We start from the raw sequence: 14,709 nt of genomic DNA, 5'->3' as shown, positions 1-14,709 counted from the left end.
CAAGTTTAAGAAACTGAATCGCGTAAAGAGTTGATTTTAGCTTGAACTGACAGAAGCCTCTCACTTACCGCAATAGTTATCTATAACTCATAAATAATCTTACACAACAACAACAACGATTATTTATGAGTTCTTTTTATTAAGCTATATTAATACTAACTACACCTTTTACACAACGTGTACAATGAGGATATGTTAGTTCAAAAAGGTCAGCTACTGGATTCAAATCGCCCAATATGGATCGTGCTAGATGACGACTACTTACCCATCGAGCCAATCCAAAAATACCTACGTTACTTAGACAGTTTAGAAAAGTCACCCAACACAGTTAGGGTTTACGCCAACAACCTAAAGTTATTCTGGGAGTTTTTACGAGATAAGCAAATTGATTGGAAGGAAATAAATCTAGAGCAGTTATCGGATTTTATTCACTGGCTAAGAAGTCCAGAACCAGGAGTAGTATCCATTCAACCACAAGTGTCTAAACGGTCAGAAAAGACAATTAACCATGCTCTAACGACTGTCTGTGGTTTTTATGAATTTCATGAGCGATTGGGAGCAACTGAAGGGGTTAATGCTTATCGCTATCAGATGCAACCAGGACGAAAATACAAGCCATTTTTACACCACATAAGCAAAGGGAAGGAAGTTAAAACACGATTACTGAAAATTAAAGAACCAAAAACTTTCCCAGGATGTTTAACTTCGGAGCAGGTTAAAGAATTAGTTAATGCTTGTAAAAGAATTAGAGATAAATTTATTATCTGTTTACTTTATGAAACTGGCATGAGAATTGGTGAGTTATTAGGACTAAGACATGAGGATATTCGTTCACAAGGAGTAAATGAAATTCATGTAATACCCAGAACTGACAATATAAATATTAGTCGGGCAAAGGCAGGATTTGAAAGAGTAATTCATGTTTCCAAAGATTTGATGAAACTCTACTCTAATTATCTGATTGAAGAATATCCAGACGATATTGACTGTGATTATGTATTTGTTAACTGTTGGGACGGTGAAATAGGTCAACCGATGGATTATGGTGCTGTGAATGGACTGTTTAAAAGGTTAGCCAAGAAAACAGGTATTCAAGCGACACCTCATTTACTTAGACACACTCATGCTACAGAGTTAATTAGGTCTGGATGGGATATGGCGTATGTCCAAAAGCGATTGGGTCACGCAAACATTCAAACTACTATTAACACTTATGTTCATCTAACAGATGATGACTTACAGAAAGAATATCAAAAATATTTGACAAAGAGAGATGGCTTCAATGAATCATGACTATATTCCACAAACTCAAGAAAAAAAGACTCAACTTCAGGCAGTTAAAAAATCAACTATAAATTGTCCTAAATGTGGCAGCATAGATTATCATAAAGCTGGCATTAATCCAACAGGAAAACAAAAATATCGTTGCAAACAATGTCAACACAAGTTTGTAATAAATCCATCGGCTAGTCATATAAAAATACTAGACGATTATTGGACTGCTTCAGAATTAGGATTACAAGTTAGCCCACACCATAATGATGGAGATAAACTAAATTTTTCCTCTATTCAACAGGAATGGCTAAAACAAGATATTAAAAGATTTATTAGATATATTGCTACGACAACAACTAGCTTTGAAAAGCTACAAAAATATTTGTCTTGTTTCAGGAATTTTTCAAGATTTATATCTCAAAATAAAATAGTAAATCGAATAGAAGATATAACTCGCTCTGTAATTATCGACTACCTAGATTATCTTAATCAAAAACATCTAGCTCCAGCAACTAAAGGTGAACGTATCTCTGCTATAGCTTCTTTATTTGAAACTGGTGTTACTAATAAATGGTTTAATGTAGAACCTTACTTAATTCGTAAAGAGGATTATCCTAGTCGCCCAAAATCATTACCTCGTTATATTCCAGATGAAGTGATTCGTCAATTAAATGAACACCTAGATGCCTTACCTGAGCCAATAACAAGAATGGTGCTGGTTATTCAAGAATGTGGTTTGAGAGTAGGAGAATTATGTCAACTACCTTTAGATTGCCTTAAGCAAGATAGTAAAGGTGGATGGTTTATTCAATTTATGCGTTGGAAGATGAAGTTTGAAACTACCTTGCCTATATCTATAGAGCTTGCCCAGGCTATTAAAGAGCAGCAAGCTTACATTCAAAAACATTTTGGTAAAGACTATAAATATCTTTTCTGCGGTAGAAAAGCATCGCCAGAATTTATTCCTGAACCTAAAGTTATGACCGACCAATCGTTTGCTAATCATTTAAAACACTTGGCAGAGGAATTTAATATTTGCGATAGCACGGGCAAGAGATGGAATTTTCAGACTCATCAGTTTCGCCATACTGTTGGGACAAGAATGATTAATAATGGAGTGCCACAGCATATTGTCCAACGATATTTAGGTCATGATTCACCTCACATGACTATGGTTTATGCTCATATTCATGATGCGACATTAAGAAAAGAAATAGACAAATATCTTGATAATAAAGTAGTCAATATTAATGGCGAAGTTATTGAATCACTTCATCCAGAATTAGACAATGATAGTGGTCTGCAATGGATGAAGAAAAAAGTTTTGGCTGAAACTTTAGCAAATGGATATTGTGGACTACCCGCACAGCTTACCTGTAGTAAGGGCAATGCCTGCCTAACCTGCGGTGATTTTCGTACAACCATTGAGTTTTTAGACCAACATAAGGAACATTTAGAGCGTACTAATAAAGTTCTCGAAGTAGCTAAAACTAATGGTTGGCAACGTCAAATTCAAGTTAATGAAGATGTTAAAAAAAATCTAGAAAATATCATCAATACTCTGGAGGGCAACAAGAATGAGCAATGATGCTAAGATAGCTGCCCTGAAGTCTGCTGCGGAGCAGAAGAAACAACAGGCAGCAGAGAATTTAGAAAAAGCGATTCGTAAACTAACTCAAGAGAATAAGTCTATTACCTTTGCTAATGTTGCAAAGGAAGCGGGACTTTCAGTTAGCTATCTTTATAAATACCCAGAGATTAAAGAGCGCATTGATAGTTTAAGAAAGCAACAACTCAAAGCGGGTAAACCAAATCAACCACAAAAAGCATCGGATGATTCAAAAGCTGTTATTATTTATCAGCTTAGAGAAAGAATTAAGAAACTAGAAGCTGAAGTAGAGGGACTTCGTAGAGTTAATGAAGGTTTAGCGGGTAGAGTTTATCATCTACAAGGTGCTGAGGAGTTAGCAGAAAGACTCAAAAGTGAAAATACACAACTAAAATCTGAAAATTCAGAGTTGAAGCAACAATTAGAAGAATTTCGTATTTCTCAAGCAAATTTACCTGTTACTTTACCTGAAAATTCAAAGGTTACTTCATTAGATAAGAAAAGGGCTGGACGTTCTGATATCAGTGATCATGTTAAACAGCAACTTGACTTAATTGGAATTAAACTGAATCCAACCTTAACTAAAACAATTAAGTCAGCAGAGGAAGATACTGTTTTAAATGCAATAAAAGCTTTTAAAGAAGCAATGGCTAGTAGCAATATTGAAAAACCAGGTGCATGGCTTAAAAAAGCTATAGAAGAGGGTTGGATCAAGAATGAAGAAATTGGACAACAATCTGAATTGGATGTTTTTAAGGAATGGTACGCATTAGCCTACAAGAAGAAATTAATTCTTGCCAGCCAAAACACCAAAGACGGTATCATTGTTTACACACAGGACGAGCAGTGGATATCTTTCCAAGAGATGTTGGTAAAATATCCACTGTCAACGTTGTAGAAAGTATTCACAATGTTAAATGCTTATACAGTCAACGTTGTGTACATTGTGGTTTAGATAATTTCAGCGGAAGTGATGAGATGAATGGCAGGTGAGTTGACGACAGTTCCCTGACAAATGCCGATAGGCGTTCGCGTAGCGTCTCGTAGAAAGGGATGGGAACATGGAGGAAACGAACAAAATTCAATCCTCTGGTTGTTGCTGATTTTCAATGTATTTTTTCAAAGTTGAAACGGTGACACCACCGCAACTGGCAATGAAATAAGAACCATTCCAAAAGACATCTTTACTGTAAAAAGTTTTTAAATGCTCAGAAAATTCTTGCCGCAATTTTCTAGAGGAAATGGATTTTAAATTATTGACTAATTTGCTGAGTTCTAAGTCAGGGTGATATTGAAATAGAAGATGTATATGATTGTCTTCACCGTTGAACTCAACAAGTTTGCAATCCCACTTTATCAATAACTCCTCAAAGATATTATGCAGGCGTTCTAGCATTGCTGAGTTAAATGCTTTGCGCCTGTATTTTGTTGTTAAAACAAGGTGGGCTTTCAGGTCGCTAACAGACCTCCCCTTGGAAACAAAGTCATTTTTCATTGGATTATAGACCAAAAAGCAAAATCAGTGTATACTAAAAACATAGCACTAATTTACAAAGGTGGTGATAAACAGTTGAGGACTGCATACCAGTACAGATTACGCCCGACAAAACAACAAGTAACAGAAATGGACAGATGGCTGTCTATGTGTTGCGCACAATATAACTATTTGTTGGCAGATAGATTTAACTGGTATGAGCAGAATCGCTGTCCTGTAAATGCTTGTCCTCTTGTTTGTCACCTTCCAGAGTTAAGAGACAATCCAGACTATTACTCGCAAAAGAAAACACTCCCTGAACTTAAAAAAACACATCCTCATTATGGTGATATTTATTCACAGGTTTTACAGGATGTAGTTAAAAGAGTTAAGGTAACTTTTGACCGTTTTCTTAAGGGTGATAGCAACGGAAAACGCAGTGGTAAGCCGAGGTTTAAATCTAGAACTAGATACAAAACCTTCACTTATCCACAAATGAAAGATGGATGTTTGCAGGGCAATTTAATTGATTTACCAAAACTAGGTAAAGTCAAAGTTGTGTTGCATCGTCCGTTGCCTGATGGTTTTAAAATTAAAACTGCTTCTATCACCAAAAAAGCTGACGATTATTACTTAACTCTCAGTCTAGAAGATTCTACGATTCCAGAAATCAAACCCGATATTAATCCAGAATCAATAACTGGTATTGATATGGGATTGAAAGAGTTTTTGACAACTGCTGATGCTGAAACAGTTGCTATTCCTCAACATTATCGCAAAGCTCAAAAACGTTTACGAGTAATACAGAAACGTGTCTCACGTCGTAAAAAGGGTAGTAAACGTAGACAGAAAGCTGTTAAGCAATTAAGTAAGCAACATAAAAAAGTTGCTGATAAGCGCAAAGATTTTCACTTTAAAACCGCTAATAATCTGCTTAAAAAATATGATGTAATTGCACATGAAGATTTAAACATCAAAGGACTTTCAAGGTCTAGACTTTCAAAGTCTGTACATGATGCTGGATGGGGTAGCTTCTTGTCAATCCTGACAAACAAAGCCGAAAATGCTGGTTTGTTGGTAATACCTGTTAAAGCATCTGGTACAACTCAAGAATGTTCCAACTGCGGTGTAAAAGTACCTAAAAAGCTACATGAACGATGGCATAAATGTAGCTGCGGTTGCTCTTTGGATCGTGATCATAATGCAGCCATCGTAATAAGAAAAAGAGCCGAGGGGCATCCGGTTCTTAAAGCCAAGAGTCTCCTACGCAATAGCCGGATTGTCTTGGAAGCCTACACTGTATGCGTTCGCGGAGCGTTCCGAAGGAAAGCATCAGTGTAGGAGTATGTCACAAAAATAACGCTTCACCACAACATATGATTGAGAAAATGCCGCAAAGGCTTTGGCCCTGTTGGTTCTTGATAGTCAGTGGGTAAAAGTGACTCCATAGCATTTTGTAATGCTACCAAAGCTCCTTCTATTTCTTTCCGCTTTGGTCTAGTGGTGTGGCTAAAGTGCAACGGTTCACCAAAGCGCACCGTTAATTCTTTCCCCCAATATAGGTCTTGTGTCCCAATTAACGCTACTGGTACTATCGGCACACCAGCCCGTAAAGCGTACATGACAGTTCCTCGCTTCAAAGGTAAATGTAATCTACCCTCGGTGTCCGCTAGTCGTCCTTCAGGAAAGAGAATCAAGCTATCTCCATGCGCCAAAATTCCCATAACTATGCGGTCTATTTGGCGTAGTGTTTGTATATCTCCTCCTGTGGGTACAGTCTGTTCTATAGCTTGAGCTAGGTTAATCAAGTCTGGGCGTTCTGTTTTTGCCGCTTGAATCACAGCCAGTTCTTCTTTCCATATCCTGGCTAGAGGAATCACACCCCCTGCAATGCTCAAAATCAGGCGTTTCCAGAATTTGTTATAGAGAGTGCGGGCATCACCCAGAATGTAATAGTAGGGTTGGGTGGGAAGTTCCGCGAGTAGTAATAGGGGATCAATATGATGGAGATGGTTGACTGCGAGGATGGCTGGTTGTTGTGGGATGTGTTCGAGGTGTTCAACGCGGACTCGGAAAATACAATGAATTAGCGATCGCAATACCAACCGCCGAATACTAGAATTAATTTTCGGTGATGTATGCTGTTGATTAATCGTTTCTAGCTGATTTAATGTGGTTGTGATAATGTGACGTACAGCGCGATCGCTTGCGGCTGCAACACCTTCTTCTACCCGCTTGATACTCGCTGTAGTCACAGGGGGCAAAATATCTGATTCTGTAATACTTGTTTGTTGCTCGCTAGATGACACTTTGGCTAAGTCTGAGCAATTTTCAGGGATTCCCTACAATATACCTTGATAGGTTAACAGCTTGTTGGCAACATCTTAAAAATTAACCCGATGATTTACCACAGTGAAGGTATCTTTCCTGGTATCGGGAATCTAAAACTTTATTATCAAAGTTGGTTTCCAGAAGGCAAAGTTAAAGCCATATTAGCGATTGTACATGGACTAGGAGGACACAGTGACAAATACAATAATATAGTTCAGCATCTTATCCCCAAACAGTATGCTATCTATGGTTTAGATTTACGGGGTCATGGGCGATCGCCTGGTCGCCGGGGTCATATAATTTCTTGGAGTGAGTTCCGCGAAGATTTAAAGGCTTTTCTCCAGTTAATTCAAACCCAACAGCCACAATCCCCCATTTTTTTGTTAGGACATAGTTTAGGTGCAGTGATTGTCTTCGACTATGTTTTACATTATCCACAGGCAGTATCTGCATTAAACGGTGTAATTGCCCTAGCACCGGCCATAGGTAAAGTTGGTGTACCAAAATTCCGGCTACTGTTGGGCAAATTACTCTCACAAGTCTGGCCAAGTTTCACCTTGAATACCGGACTTGACTTAGCAGCAGCTACACGGGATGAAAAAATTTTAGCCGCCTACGCCCAAGACTCCCTACGGCATACGCTAGCGAGTGCGCGTTTAGCTACAGAATACTTTGCCACCGTCGCCTGGATTTATCATCATGCTCCAGAGTGGCAAGTACCATTGCTAATTCTTCACGGCAGCGCAGATCGAGTTGCTTTACCAGCAGGTGGTGAAATATTCTACCAGCTTGTCTCTTATCCCGATAAACAGCGCATTGAATACCCAGGCGCGTACCACGAATTACAAGATGATCTCAATTATCAGGAAGTATTGGCTGATTTAGCACAGTGGCTAGAGAAACATTTGTTAGTCATTAGTTAGTAGGCAATAGGCACTCTTGCAATAGGCAATAGTTATTCTCCTCTGCTCACGGCAGTCCGCTCAAGTCGGGAAACCCGCCCACGCGGCTGCCTCCCCTGCTCCCCAATCCCTCTATAAAGGTAAGTTATGCGCTGGTTTTTATCTGGGCCGTTAAGTGTAGAACAATTGACGGTGAAGATTGCAGGTTTATCTACATCTCTACACGGTAAGAAATTAGTGCATCTATCAGATTTTCATTACGATGGTTTACGGCTTTCGGAAGAATTGTTAGAAGAAGCGATCGCTGTCACTAACCAAGTACAACCAGATTTAATATTACTCACAGGTGATTACGTCACCACCACCCCTAAACCGATTCATCAACTGGCGCTGCGACTAAAAAAACTGCAAAGTCATCATGGTATTTGTGCCATCCTCGGTAATCATGATCTGTATTACAGACACTCAAAATCAGAAATTACTGAGGCGCTGACTAAGATAGGAATTCGTGTCCTGTGGAATGAAATTGCTTATCCTTTGGGAACAGAACTACCAGTTGTAGGAATAGTAGATTACTACTTACAGGAATTCCATCCTGCGGGGATTTTTAATCAGTTAGATCCCACAATTCCACGCATTGTATTAGCTCATAACCCGGATACAGCTGCGTATTTACAAGCATGGCGGGTAGATTTGCAATTATCAGGTCATACTCATGGGGGACAAATTGTCATTCCCGGTCTGGGGCCTGCATTACATTACCATAAAAAAATTATCCGCAAAATCCCTGTACAAGTGCGGAGGTTTTTTCCATGTCTGCTCAGAGAGTATTTTATAGTCCATCGTTGGGAGTGGTCACAGGGCTTACATCCCATTGGCAATAATCAGTTATATGTCAATCGTGGCTTGGGAACTTATTTCCCAGGACGTATATTCTGCCCGCCAGAAGTAACAGTAATTACCCTAGAAAAAGAATAGTTAATGAGAATAATTTAGTTAAGTTAGTAGACACAATCAAATTGAAAATCTCAACCTATAAAACCATCTTGGAACAAGGCTTTTCTCTTCTGCCTTTCCTACGGGACGCTGTGCGAACTGCCTCCTGCCTCCTGCCCACTTCAATAATTTTTAACACTTTCTCAAGATATATTTTGATTTTTGATAAGCTGTAAACGCTGGTATGAGGAGTCCTTAGCAGGTTATGCACTGGTTGTTTACAGGTCGTTTAAGTGTAGATAAACTAACGGTTAAGATTGCAGAACTTCCCCCCAGACTACAAGGCTTAAAGTTAGTGCAATTGTCGGATTTTCATTACGATGGGTTGCGTTTATCAGAGGAATTACTAGCAGAAGCGATCGCAGCTACTAACGAAGCAGAACCAGATTTGATATTATTAACTGGTGATTATGTAACTGATGACCCAACACCAATTCATCAACTGGCATTCAGACTTAAACATCTACAAAGTCGGTATGGCATTTATGCTGTACTTGGCAACCATGATATTCACTACAGCCACTCAAAAGCAGAAGTTACTAAAGCTTTAACTAACATTGGGGTTCATGTTCTCTGGAATGAAATAGCTTACCCCCTAGGACAAGACTTACCCATCGTAGGATTAGCTGATTACTGGTCAAAAGAATTCAATCCTACACCAGTCATGCAACAACTTAATACCGCAACACCCCGAATTGTTTTATCTCATAATCCCGATACTGCCAAAATATTGGAACAATGGCGAGTAGATTTGCAACTATCCGGCCATACCCACGGCGGCCATATTGTTTTACCAGGTATCGGGCCTGTGGTTTACCACTATAAAAAGTTGCTCAAACAAGTTCCCAAAAAACTGCGGCGTTGGGTACCATTTCTGTTAGGAGACTGTTCAAAAGTAGTCCGATATTGGGAATGGGCGCAAGGATATCATCAAGTTTCACAAAACCAATTGTACGTCAATCGTGGCTTAGGAACTTATCGACCAGGACGCTTATTTTGTCCCCCAGAAGTGACTTTAATTACACTATGTTAATTGTAGTCAAAATGGTTTATTAAATATGACAATAACCGCCTAAAGCTAAGAACGAAAAATATCATTAGCTTGAGGCGGTTTGGTAAATATAGTCTTTAGAGAAGATTGAAAGAACAGAATGAGAACAACTCAACTAAGGTGGACAACTTTCGCAACCATTACCTCTGAATCTTTGCATCCTTGATTCCAATAGGCAGGCATTTCTGGCTGTAAGTTCAAAACCTCCACAAATAACTCGACAAACTCAAGGCGAAAACACTTTTACAGGATGCAACCAACGAGCTTAAGATTGCGAACATTAAGGTATTAGAGCAGGAGGTACAGGCTCTAACTTCAAGGTTTTGTTTGCATGAACTTTTAACCTTTTTGTACCTTGCTCTTAATTTAGCATCTTTTTTCTAGGGTGGTATAGCTATTTACCAAACTTGAATACCATTAACTTATCGCAACAATTCAAAAATTTATCTTAAAATTTACACCATTAAAAATAGTGGAGTGGGGAGTAGGGGTTTAGGGGAGTGTCAATTGCTAGAAAATACTCTGTGCTGCTGTGACTGTGGAATGGACTTTTACCACCGAGACACCAAGATACATAGAGTAACAGCGTTTTGATGCGAGGTATAGATAGGTCTGATCTGATGATAATGATAAAATCTTTCAATAATTTTTGAAGTTTTATTGCTCACATAGCTCGCTATACTACCGCTAGTACCTGTTTTGAGGCGATCGCAGCTTAACTACACAAGCTCAATTTTCATCTTGACTAATTAATTAGGTTAAGAGAAACTAACTAATGACAGACGTATAGACTTTTTCAAAAAATAATTTTTGTAAACATTCTGAGATATTTATTTTGAGAGATGGAACATTAGTTTAAAAATGGCAAATTTGTTCCTAAGTAAGAATGTTCCTACGGCTATGTATTTAGCCTGCTGCTAGGGCAGTACAATTCAAGCGTACTATCGTGGTTGGCCAAGAGCATGGAGACATTAGAGTTTATTATCTATCCAGACGGTCGGGTACAAGAGAAAGTCACTGGCATTGTGGGAGCTTCTTGTGCTGAGGTTACAGCAGCCATAGAAGCGCAGCTAGGGCAGGTACTTAGTCAGGAGCCAACCTCAGAATTTTTCGCCACTAATGTACAGCAATCTGGTGTAGCGAATACGCAAGCTACTTACAGCGAATGGTAAGTTTTCACCTTTAGTTTAGTGTCATTAGATTTACAACCACCATGTCACACTTTAGCCAAATTAAAACTCAAATCCGGAACTTAGAATCATTGCAAGATGCTCTCACTGATTTGGGCATAGACTGGAAACCAGGCCCAAGAGAAGTACGTGGTTATCGCGGTCAAACCCATCCTGCGGAAATTACCATTGAGCAGGAAAATGGTTATGACATCGGCTTTAGATGGAATGGCAAAGAATACGAGCTAGTCGCCGACTTGCAATACTGGCAGCAAAATTTATCAGTAGATGGTTTCTTGCGCCAAATTACCCAACGTTATGCTTTCCAAACAGTGGTGAAAGAAACATCTCGTGTTGGTTTTCAAGTCACCGAACAGCAAAAAAATGAAGATGGTTCAATTCGTTTAGTTGTACAACGCTGGAGTGCGTAATGGCTGATTTTCTGCCGTCTCCGGAAGCACAAGAAGATAATCGTTCCGGTTTCGAGCCAGAACTAGGCGGCTTCTTAAGGGATGCGCCGGAACGTTCTGGACTAGAGCCGGAATTGGGGGGAATGCTACGCCAAAAGGGTGTTTATGTTGACGAAATCACCTGTATTGGCTGTAAGCACTGCGCTCATGTTGCCCGTAATACCTTTTATATTGAACCAGATTACGGGCGATCGCGTGTAATTCGCCAAGATGGGGACGCGGAAGAAGTTATTCAAGAAGCAATTGACACTTGTCCAGTTGATTGCATTCATTGGGTGGATTACACGGATCTGAGAAAATTAGAAGAAGAGCGCAAATATCAAGTTATCCCTGTTGTTGGCTATCCGGTAGAACAGGCAGTAATCAAAACTCAAAAGCGGCGTAAGAAGCAAAACTCTTCAAAAATCAAAAAATCCCATTATTAAAATCGAACTGACAATTGATGAAATGCAGGGCTGGTTCTACCAGTCTTTTTGTTTGATGAGGGTGTAGGGGTATAAACACTTATAACCCTGAGTAAAATATTTGATTTTCTGTTTTCATTTGTCCATCATCAAATATTTTTCCATCTGTGGAATAGGCCAGCAGGTTTACAATATTAGAAAAAACTTGATTGCAAGGTGAATCAAACAGCTGTGAATCAGAACGGGGCCATGCGACAAAGCAGTGAACCCAACTATTACTCTTTGCTAGGGCTGCATCCCTCAGCATCGGTAATCGACATCCGCCGCGCCTATCGGGAATTGAGCAAACGCTATCATCCCGACACCACAGAATTACCTGCTGTTGTTGCTACGCCAAAATTTCAGCGAATCAACGAAGCCTATGCCACTTTGAGTAATCCCGAACGGCGTTTAAACTACGATATCAAAATTGGCTATTCTCGGTTTGGGGTAATTCAAGTACCATCTGATCTAAATCGCCCAGTATCCTATAGTTACGACTACTCAAAATCAGCTTACTTGGATGCGAGCGATCGCCCTCTTTCGTCTGGTGAAATTTTTGCCTTATTTATTTTGGCCTTAACGTTTGTTAGTTGTTTGCTATTAGCAATCACCATTGGCTTAACTCGTGGAGATAGAGCCTTACAAACCCAGCTACCACAACCAACAGCTGTACTACAACAACCAATTTCTTATTTGGGGAATAGGTTATAGGTGACAGGTGACAGGTGACAGGTGACAGTAAAGTAACGAATGACTAATCAATTTTGAATTTTGAATTTTTTATGTCTAATCTTCCCCCTGATACCCCTTTATACAGTCATCCTCTGCCACACATTGAGCAGTGGTTAAAAGAGCAAGGTTGTCAACAAGATGAAACCCAGCTACATTGCTGGCGTGTACAAAAGCCTAATTGGCAAGCCGAACTGTGGTTAGATATTGAGCAAATTGTCGTGCGCTATATCCAAGCAGGGGAAAATGGACAAGATATCCAACGTGCCTTTAAATATTCCCTCAGTCGGGAAGATATTGAACAAGCTGTGTTTTCTGGCCCATGAGGGAGATGAGGGAGATGAGGGAGATGAGGGAGATGAGGGGGATGAGGGAGATAAGAGAGAATATATGCTTTAATACCTAGTCCTCAGTCCCCAATCCCCAGTCCCCAATCCCCAGTCCCCAGTCCCTATACCTTCCCAAATCGCCGCTCCCTTTGTTGATAAGCACACAAGGCGCGATGAAATTCAGTGCGATCAAAATCTGGCCAGAGGGCATCAGTAATATATATTTCGCCATAAGCCATCTGCCAGAGGAGAAAATTTGAGAGCCGCATTTCTCCACTGGTACGGATTAATAAATCAGGATCAGCAATGCCGGCTGTGTAAAGGTGACGTTCAAATACTTCTTCTGAGATATCATCAGGGTGTAATATACCTTGCTGCACCTTTTGGGCGATCGCCCGGCAAGCTTGTAAAATTTCTTGTCTACCACCGTAGTTAGTCGCCACAGAAAACCGGATACCCCGATTGTGCTGGGTTTCTGCCATGGAACGGGAAATTTCCTCTTGGAGCGATCGCGGCAGTGCTGCTAAATTGCCGACAAACTGAATTTGGACATTCTCTTCAACCATTTCCCGCAGTTCTTGACGCAAAACTCTCTGAAACAGCGTCATCAAAAACTCCACTTCTTCCTGTGGTCTTTTCCAATTTTCCGTTGAAAAGGCATAAGCAGTTAACGCCTGAATTCCCCAGTCCTTACAGCAACGCAGCAAATCCTTGAGCGCGTCTACTCCTCGTTTATGACCCATAATTCTGGGTAGACCTTGGCGTTTAGCCCAGCGACCATTGCCATCCATAATCACTGCAACGTGTTTGGGCAGTAGTTCTCGTTTCAAATCCAGGGGCAATTCTTGCAGTTCAGTTTGTTGTGTTGTCATTTTTTGTCTTGAGAAGCGGTCGAGGGTAATCCGAGTAAACGTGAAACCAGTGCAATTGCCTTACCACCAATCTGACGACCCAAGCTTAACAAACCAGGGGCGACAGCTTCCCGGTCTACACTGGGGGATAATCGAGCCTCTAAAGACTCTTTCAGCTTCCTAATCGTCAGTGGCCTATTTAGGGTTCCCCGTTCCGCGAGGGAAATAGAACCCGTTTCTTCTGATACAACGACACAAATACAATTTTCGACTCGCTCAGTAATTCCCATCGCTGCCCGGTGGCGTGTACCCAACTGGCGCGAGGCTGTGCGTCCCGAAAGCGGTAAGATTATACCCGAAGATACGATCCGTGAACCACGAACTAAGGTTGCTCCATCGTGCAACAAGGTTTTCGGCTGAAAAATTGTCTGTATCAGTTCCTTAGAAACATCCGCATTCAGCTTTACTCCCGGCACAGAAAAATCCCGCTCATCAATGGGGCCAGTGGTTTCCAAAATTAGTAAAGCACCAATTCGGTTTTTCGAGAGTTCTTTAACCGCTTCCACAATTTCATCAATTACACTATCAGACTTAGGAATAGTTAGGTTGGATGGTTGAAATAATTGCCGGAATTCACCACGTCCCAATTGTTCTAAAAATCGGCGGAATTCTGACTGGAGAGCAACTGCCATAGCGACAGCACAACCAATCACCAACTTTTCCAGAACAAAATTTAGTAATGGTAGACCAAACCTGCCACTCAGTGCCGAGGCTAGCATCAAAACAATAAATCCTCGCACCATCCATAGTGTCCGGCGCTCGCTAATAATCACCAGTATCATGTAGGTCAGCGCCAGCACCAATACAATATCCAGAGTCCCCAGCAGCAAGGACTGAGACCATCCCAGGTTTACCAGCCATTGCTTCCACCAATCTCTCATGACATCTGGATTACTCTTGTAACTTTAGTCAACAGTCATTAGTCAGTAGGGGCGGGTTTACCCAGATAATCTGTAAGGTTATGAGAGTTCTCAGTAAACCCACCCATACATTAGTCATTGGTACTTGGCTAATGAC

Annotated in this window: 16 protein-coding genes; 12 read left to right on the top strand and 4 right to left on the bottom strand. The window is 40.4% G+C overall.

Annotated elements, in window-relative coordinates; translation table 11 throughout:
* The first annotated feature begins 243 nt into the window (after positions 1-243).
* The 3 genes from NOS7524_RS00605 to NOS7524_RS27690 are packed head-to-tail and all read left to right on the top strand — an operon-like array spanning position 244 to position 3,782.
* A complete protein-coding gene (locus NOS7524_RS00605; protein WP_235622358.1) occupies positions 244-1,293 on the top strand; it encodes a tyrosine-type recombinase/integrase in 1,050 nt (349 codons plus the stop codon).
* The gene (locus tag NOS7524_RS00600) at positions 1,283-2,863 is read left to right on the top strand and encodes a tyrosine-type recombinase/integrase (RefSeq protein WP_015136515.1); all 1,581 of its coding nucleotides are present in this window, start codon (positions 1,283-1,285) and stop codon (positions 2,861-2,863) included. Before NOS7524_RS00605 ends, NOS7524_RS00600 begins: the two co-directional genes overlap by 11 nt.
* Positions 2,853-3,782 (top strand): DUF6262 family protein, encoded by a 930-nt coding sequence (locus NOS7524_RS27690; protein ID WP_015136514.1) that lies wholly within the window; start codon positions 2,853-2,855, stop codon positions 3,780-3,782. The genes NOS7524_RS00600 and NOS7524_RS27690 overlap by 11 nt, the downstream gene beginning before the upstream one ends.
* Before the next feature lie 183 nt (positions 3,783-3,965).
* Here the strand turns inward: NOS7524_RS27690 and tnpA are convergent, their stop codons facing one another.
* Positions 3,966-4,379 (bottom strand): IS200/IS605 family transposase, encoded by a 414-nt coding sequence (gene tnpA / locus NOS7524_RS00590; RefSeq protein WP_015136513.1) that lies wholly within the window; start codon positions 4,377-4,379, stop codon positions 3,966-3,968.
* 75 nt (positions 4,380-4,454) lie between these two features.
* Between tnpA and NOS7524_RS00585 the strand changes: the two genes are divergently transcribed.
* Positions 4,455-5,699, top strand: a complete 1,245-nt coding sequence (locus NOS7524_RS00585) for an RNA-guided endonuclease InsQ/TnpB family protein (protein ID WP_015136512.1) — start codon at positions 4,455-4,457, stop codon at positions 5,697-5,699.
* A gap of 23 nt (positions 5,700-5,722) precedes the next feature.
* On the opposite strand, the gene NOS7524_RS00580 is transcribed toward NOS7524_RS00585, so the two are convergent.
* On the bottom strand, positions 5,723-6,667 hold the full coding sequence (locus tag NOS7524_RS00580; RefSeq protein WP_015136511.1) for a lysophospholipid acyltransferase family protein: 945 nt from the start codon (positions 6,665-6,667) through the stop codon (positions 5,723-5,725).
* A gap of 90 nt (positions 6,668-6,757) precedes the next feature.
* Here NOS7524_RS00580 and NOS7524_RS00575 point away from each other — a divergent pair, with 90 nt between their 5' ends.
* The 8 genes from NOS7524_RS00575 to NOS7524_RS00540 all read left to right on the top strand — a co-directional run bounded on the left by NOS7524_RS00575 (position 6,758) and on the right by NOS7524_RS00540 (position 12,778).
* Positions 6,758-7,612 (top strand): alpha/beta hydrolase, encoded by an 855-nt coding sequence (locus tag NOS7524_RS00575; protein ID WP_015136510.1) that lies wholly within the window; start codon positions 6,758-6,760, stop codon positions 7,610-7,612.
* 126 nt (positions 7,613-7,738) lie between these two features.
* Positions 7,739-8,569 carry a metallophosphoesterase gene (locus tag NOS7524_RS00570; protein WP_015136509.1) on the top strand — a complete coding sequence of 277 codons (831 nt, stop codon included), beginning with the start codon at positions 7,739-7,741 and terminating at the stop codon, positions 8,567-8,569.
* A gap of 223 nt (positions 8,570-8,792) precedes the next feature.
* Positions 8,793-9,620, top strand: a complete 828-nt coding sequence (locus tag NOS7524_RS00565) for a metallophosphoesterase (RefSeq protein ID WP_015136508.1) — start codon at positions 8,793-8,795, stop codon at positions 9,618-9,620.
* Positions 9,621-10,600: 980 nt separating this feature from the next.
* Entirely contained in the window at positions 10,601-10,810 is a 210-nt protein-coding gene (locus NOS7524_RS00560) for a DUF2997 domain-containing protein (protein ID WP_015136507.1), read from the top strand.
* Between the two features lie 41 nt (positions 10,811-10,851).
* The gene (locus NOS7524_RS00555) at positions 10,852-11,238 is read left to right on the top strand and encodes a DUF1257 domain-containing protein (protein ID WP_015136506.1); all 387 of its coding nucleotides are present in this window, start codon (positions 10,852-10,854) and stop codon (positions 11,236-11,238) included.
* Complete coding sequence (locus NOS7524_RS00550) at positions 11,238-11,702, top strand: ferredoxin (RefSeq protein WP_015136505.1); 465 nt, start codon at positions 11,238-11,240, stop codon at positions 11,700-11,702. Before NOS7524_RS00555 ends, NOS7524_RS00550 begins: the two co-directional genes overlap by 1 nt.
* A gap of 228 nt (positions 11,703-11,930) precedes the next feature.
* Positions 11,931-12,434: a J domain-containing protein gene (locus NOS7524_RS00545; protein ID WP_015136504.1), complete on the top strand. Its 504-nt coding sequence runs from the start codon at positions 11,931-11,933 to the stop codon at positions 12,432-12,434.
* A 71-nt stretch (positions 12,435-12,505) separates the two neighbouring features.
* Complete coding sequence (locus NOS7524_RS00540; protein WP_015136503.1) at positions 12,506-12,778, top strand: DUF3143 domain-containing protein; 273 nt, start codon at positions 12,506-12,508, stop codon at positions 12,776-12,778.
* A gap of 125 nt (positions 12,779-12,903) precedes the next feature.
* Here NOS7524_RS00540 and NOS7524_RS00535 read toward each other — a convergent pair whose 3' ends face one another.
* The gene (locus NOS7524_RS00535) at positions 12,904-13,653 is read right to left on the bottom strand and encodes an isoprenyl transferase (RefSeq protein WP_015136502.1); all 750 of its coding nucleotides are present in this window, start codon (positions 13,651-13,653) and stop codon (positions 12,904-12,906) included.
* On the bottom strand, positions 13,650-14,573 hold the full coding sequence (gene cdaA, locus NOS7524_RS00530; protein WP_015136501.1) for a diadenylate cyclase CdaA: 924 nt from the start codon (positions 14,571-14,573) through the stop codon (positions 13,650-13,652). Before cdaA ends, NOS7524_RS00535 begins: the two co-directional genes overlap by 4 nt.
* Between the last annotated feature and the right edge of the window lie 136 nt (positions 14,574-14,709).

The organism is Nostoc sp. PCC 7524 (assembly GCF_000316645.1).
Classification (GTDB): domain Bacteria; phylum Cyanobacteriota; class Cyanobacteriia; order Cyanobacteriales; family Nostocaceae; genus Trichormus.
The sequence above is the reverse complement of the archived record's forward strand: the minus strand, read 5'-3'. Positions and strand labels throughout refer to the sequence as shown.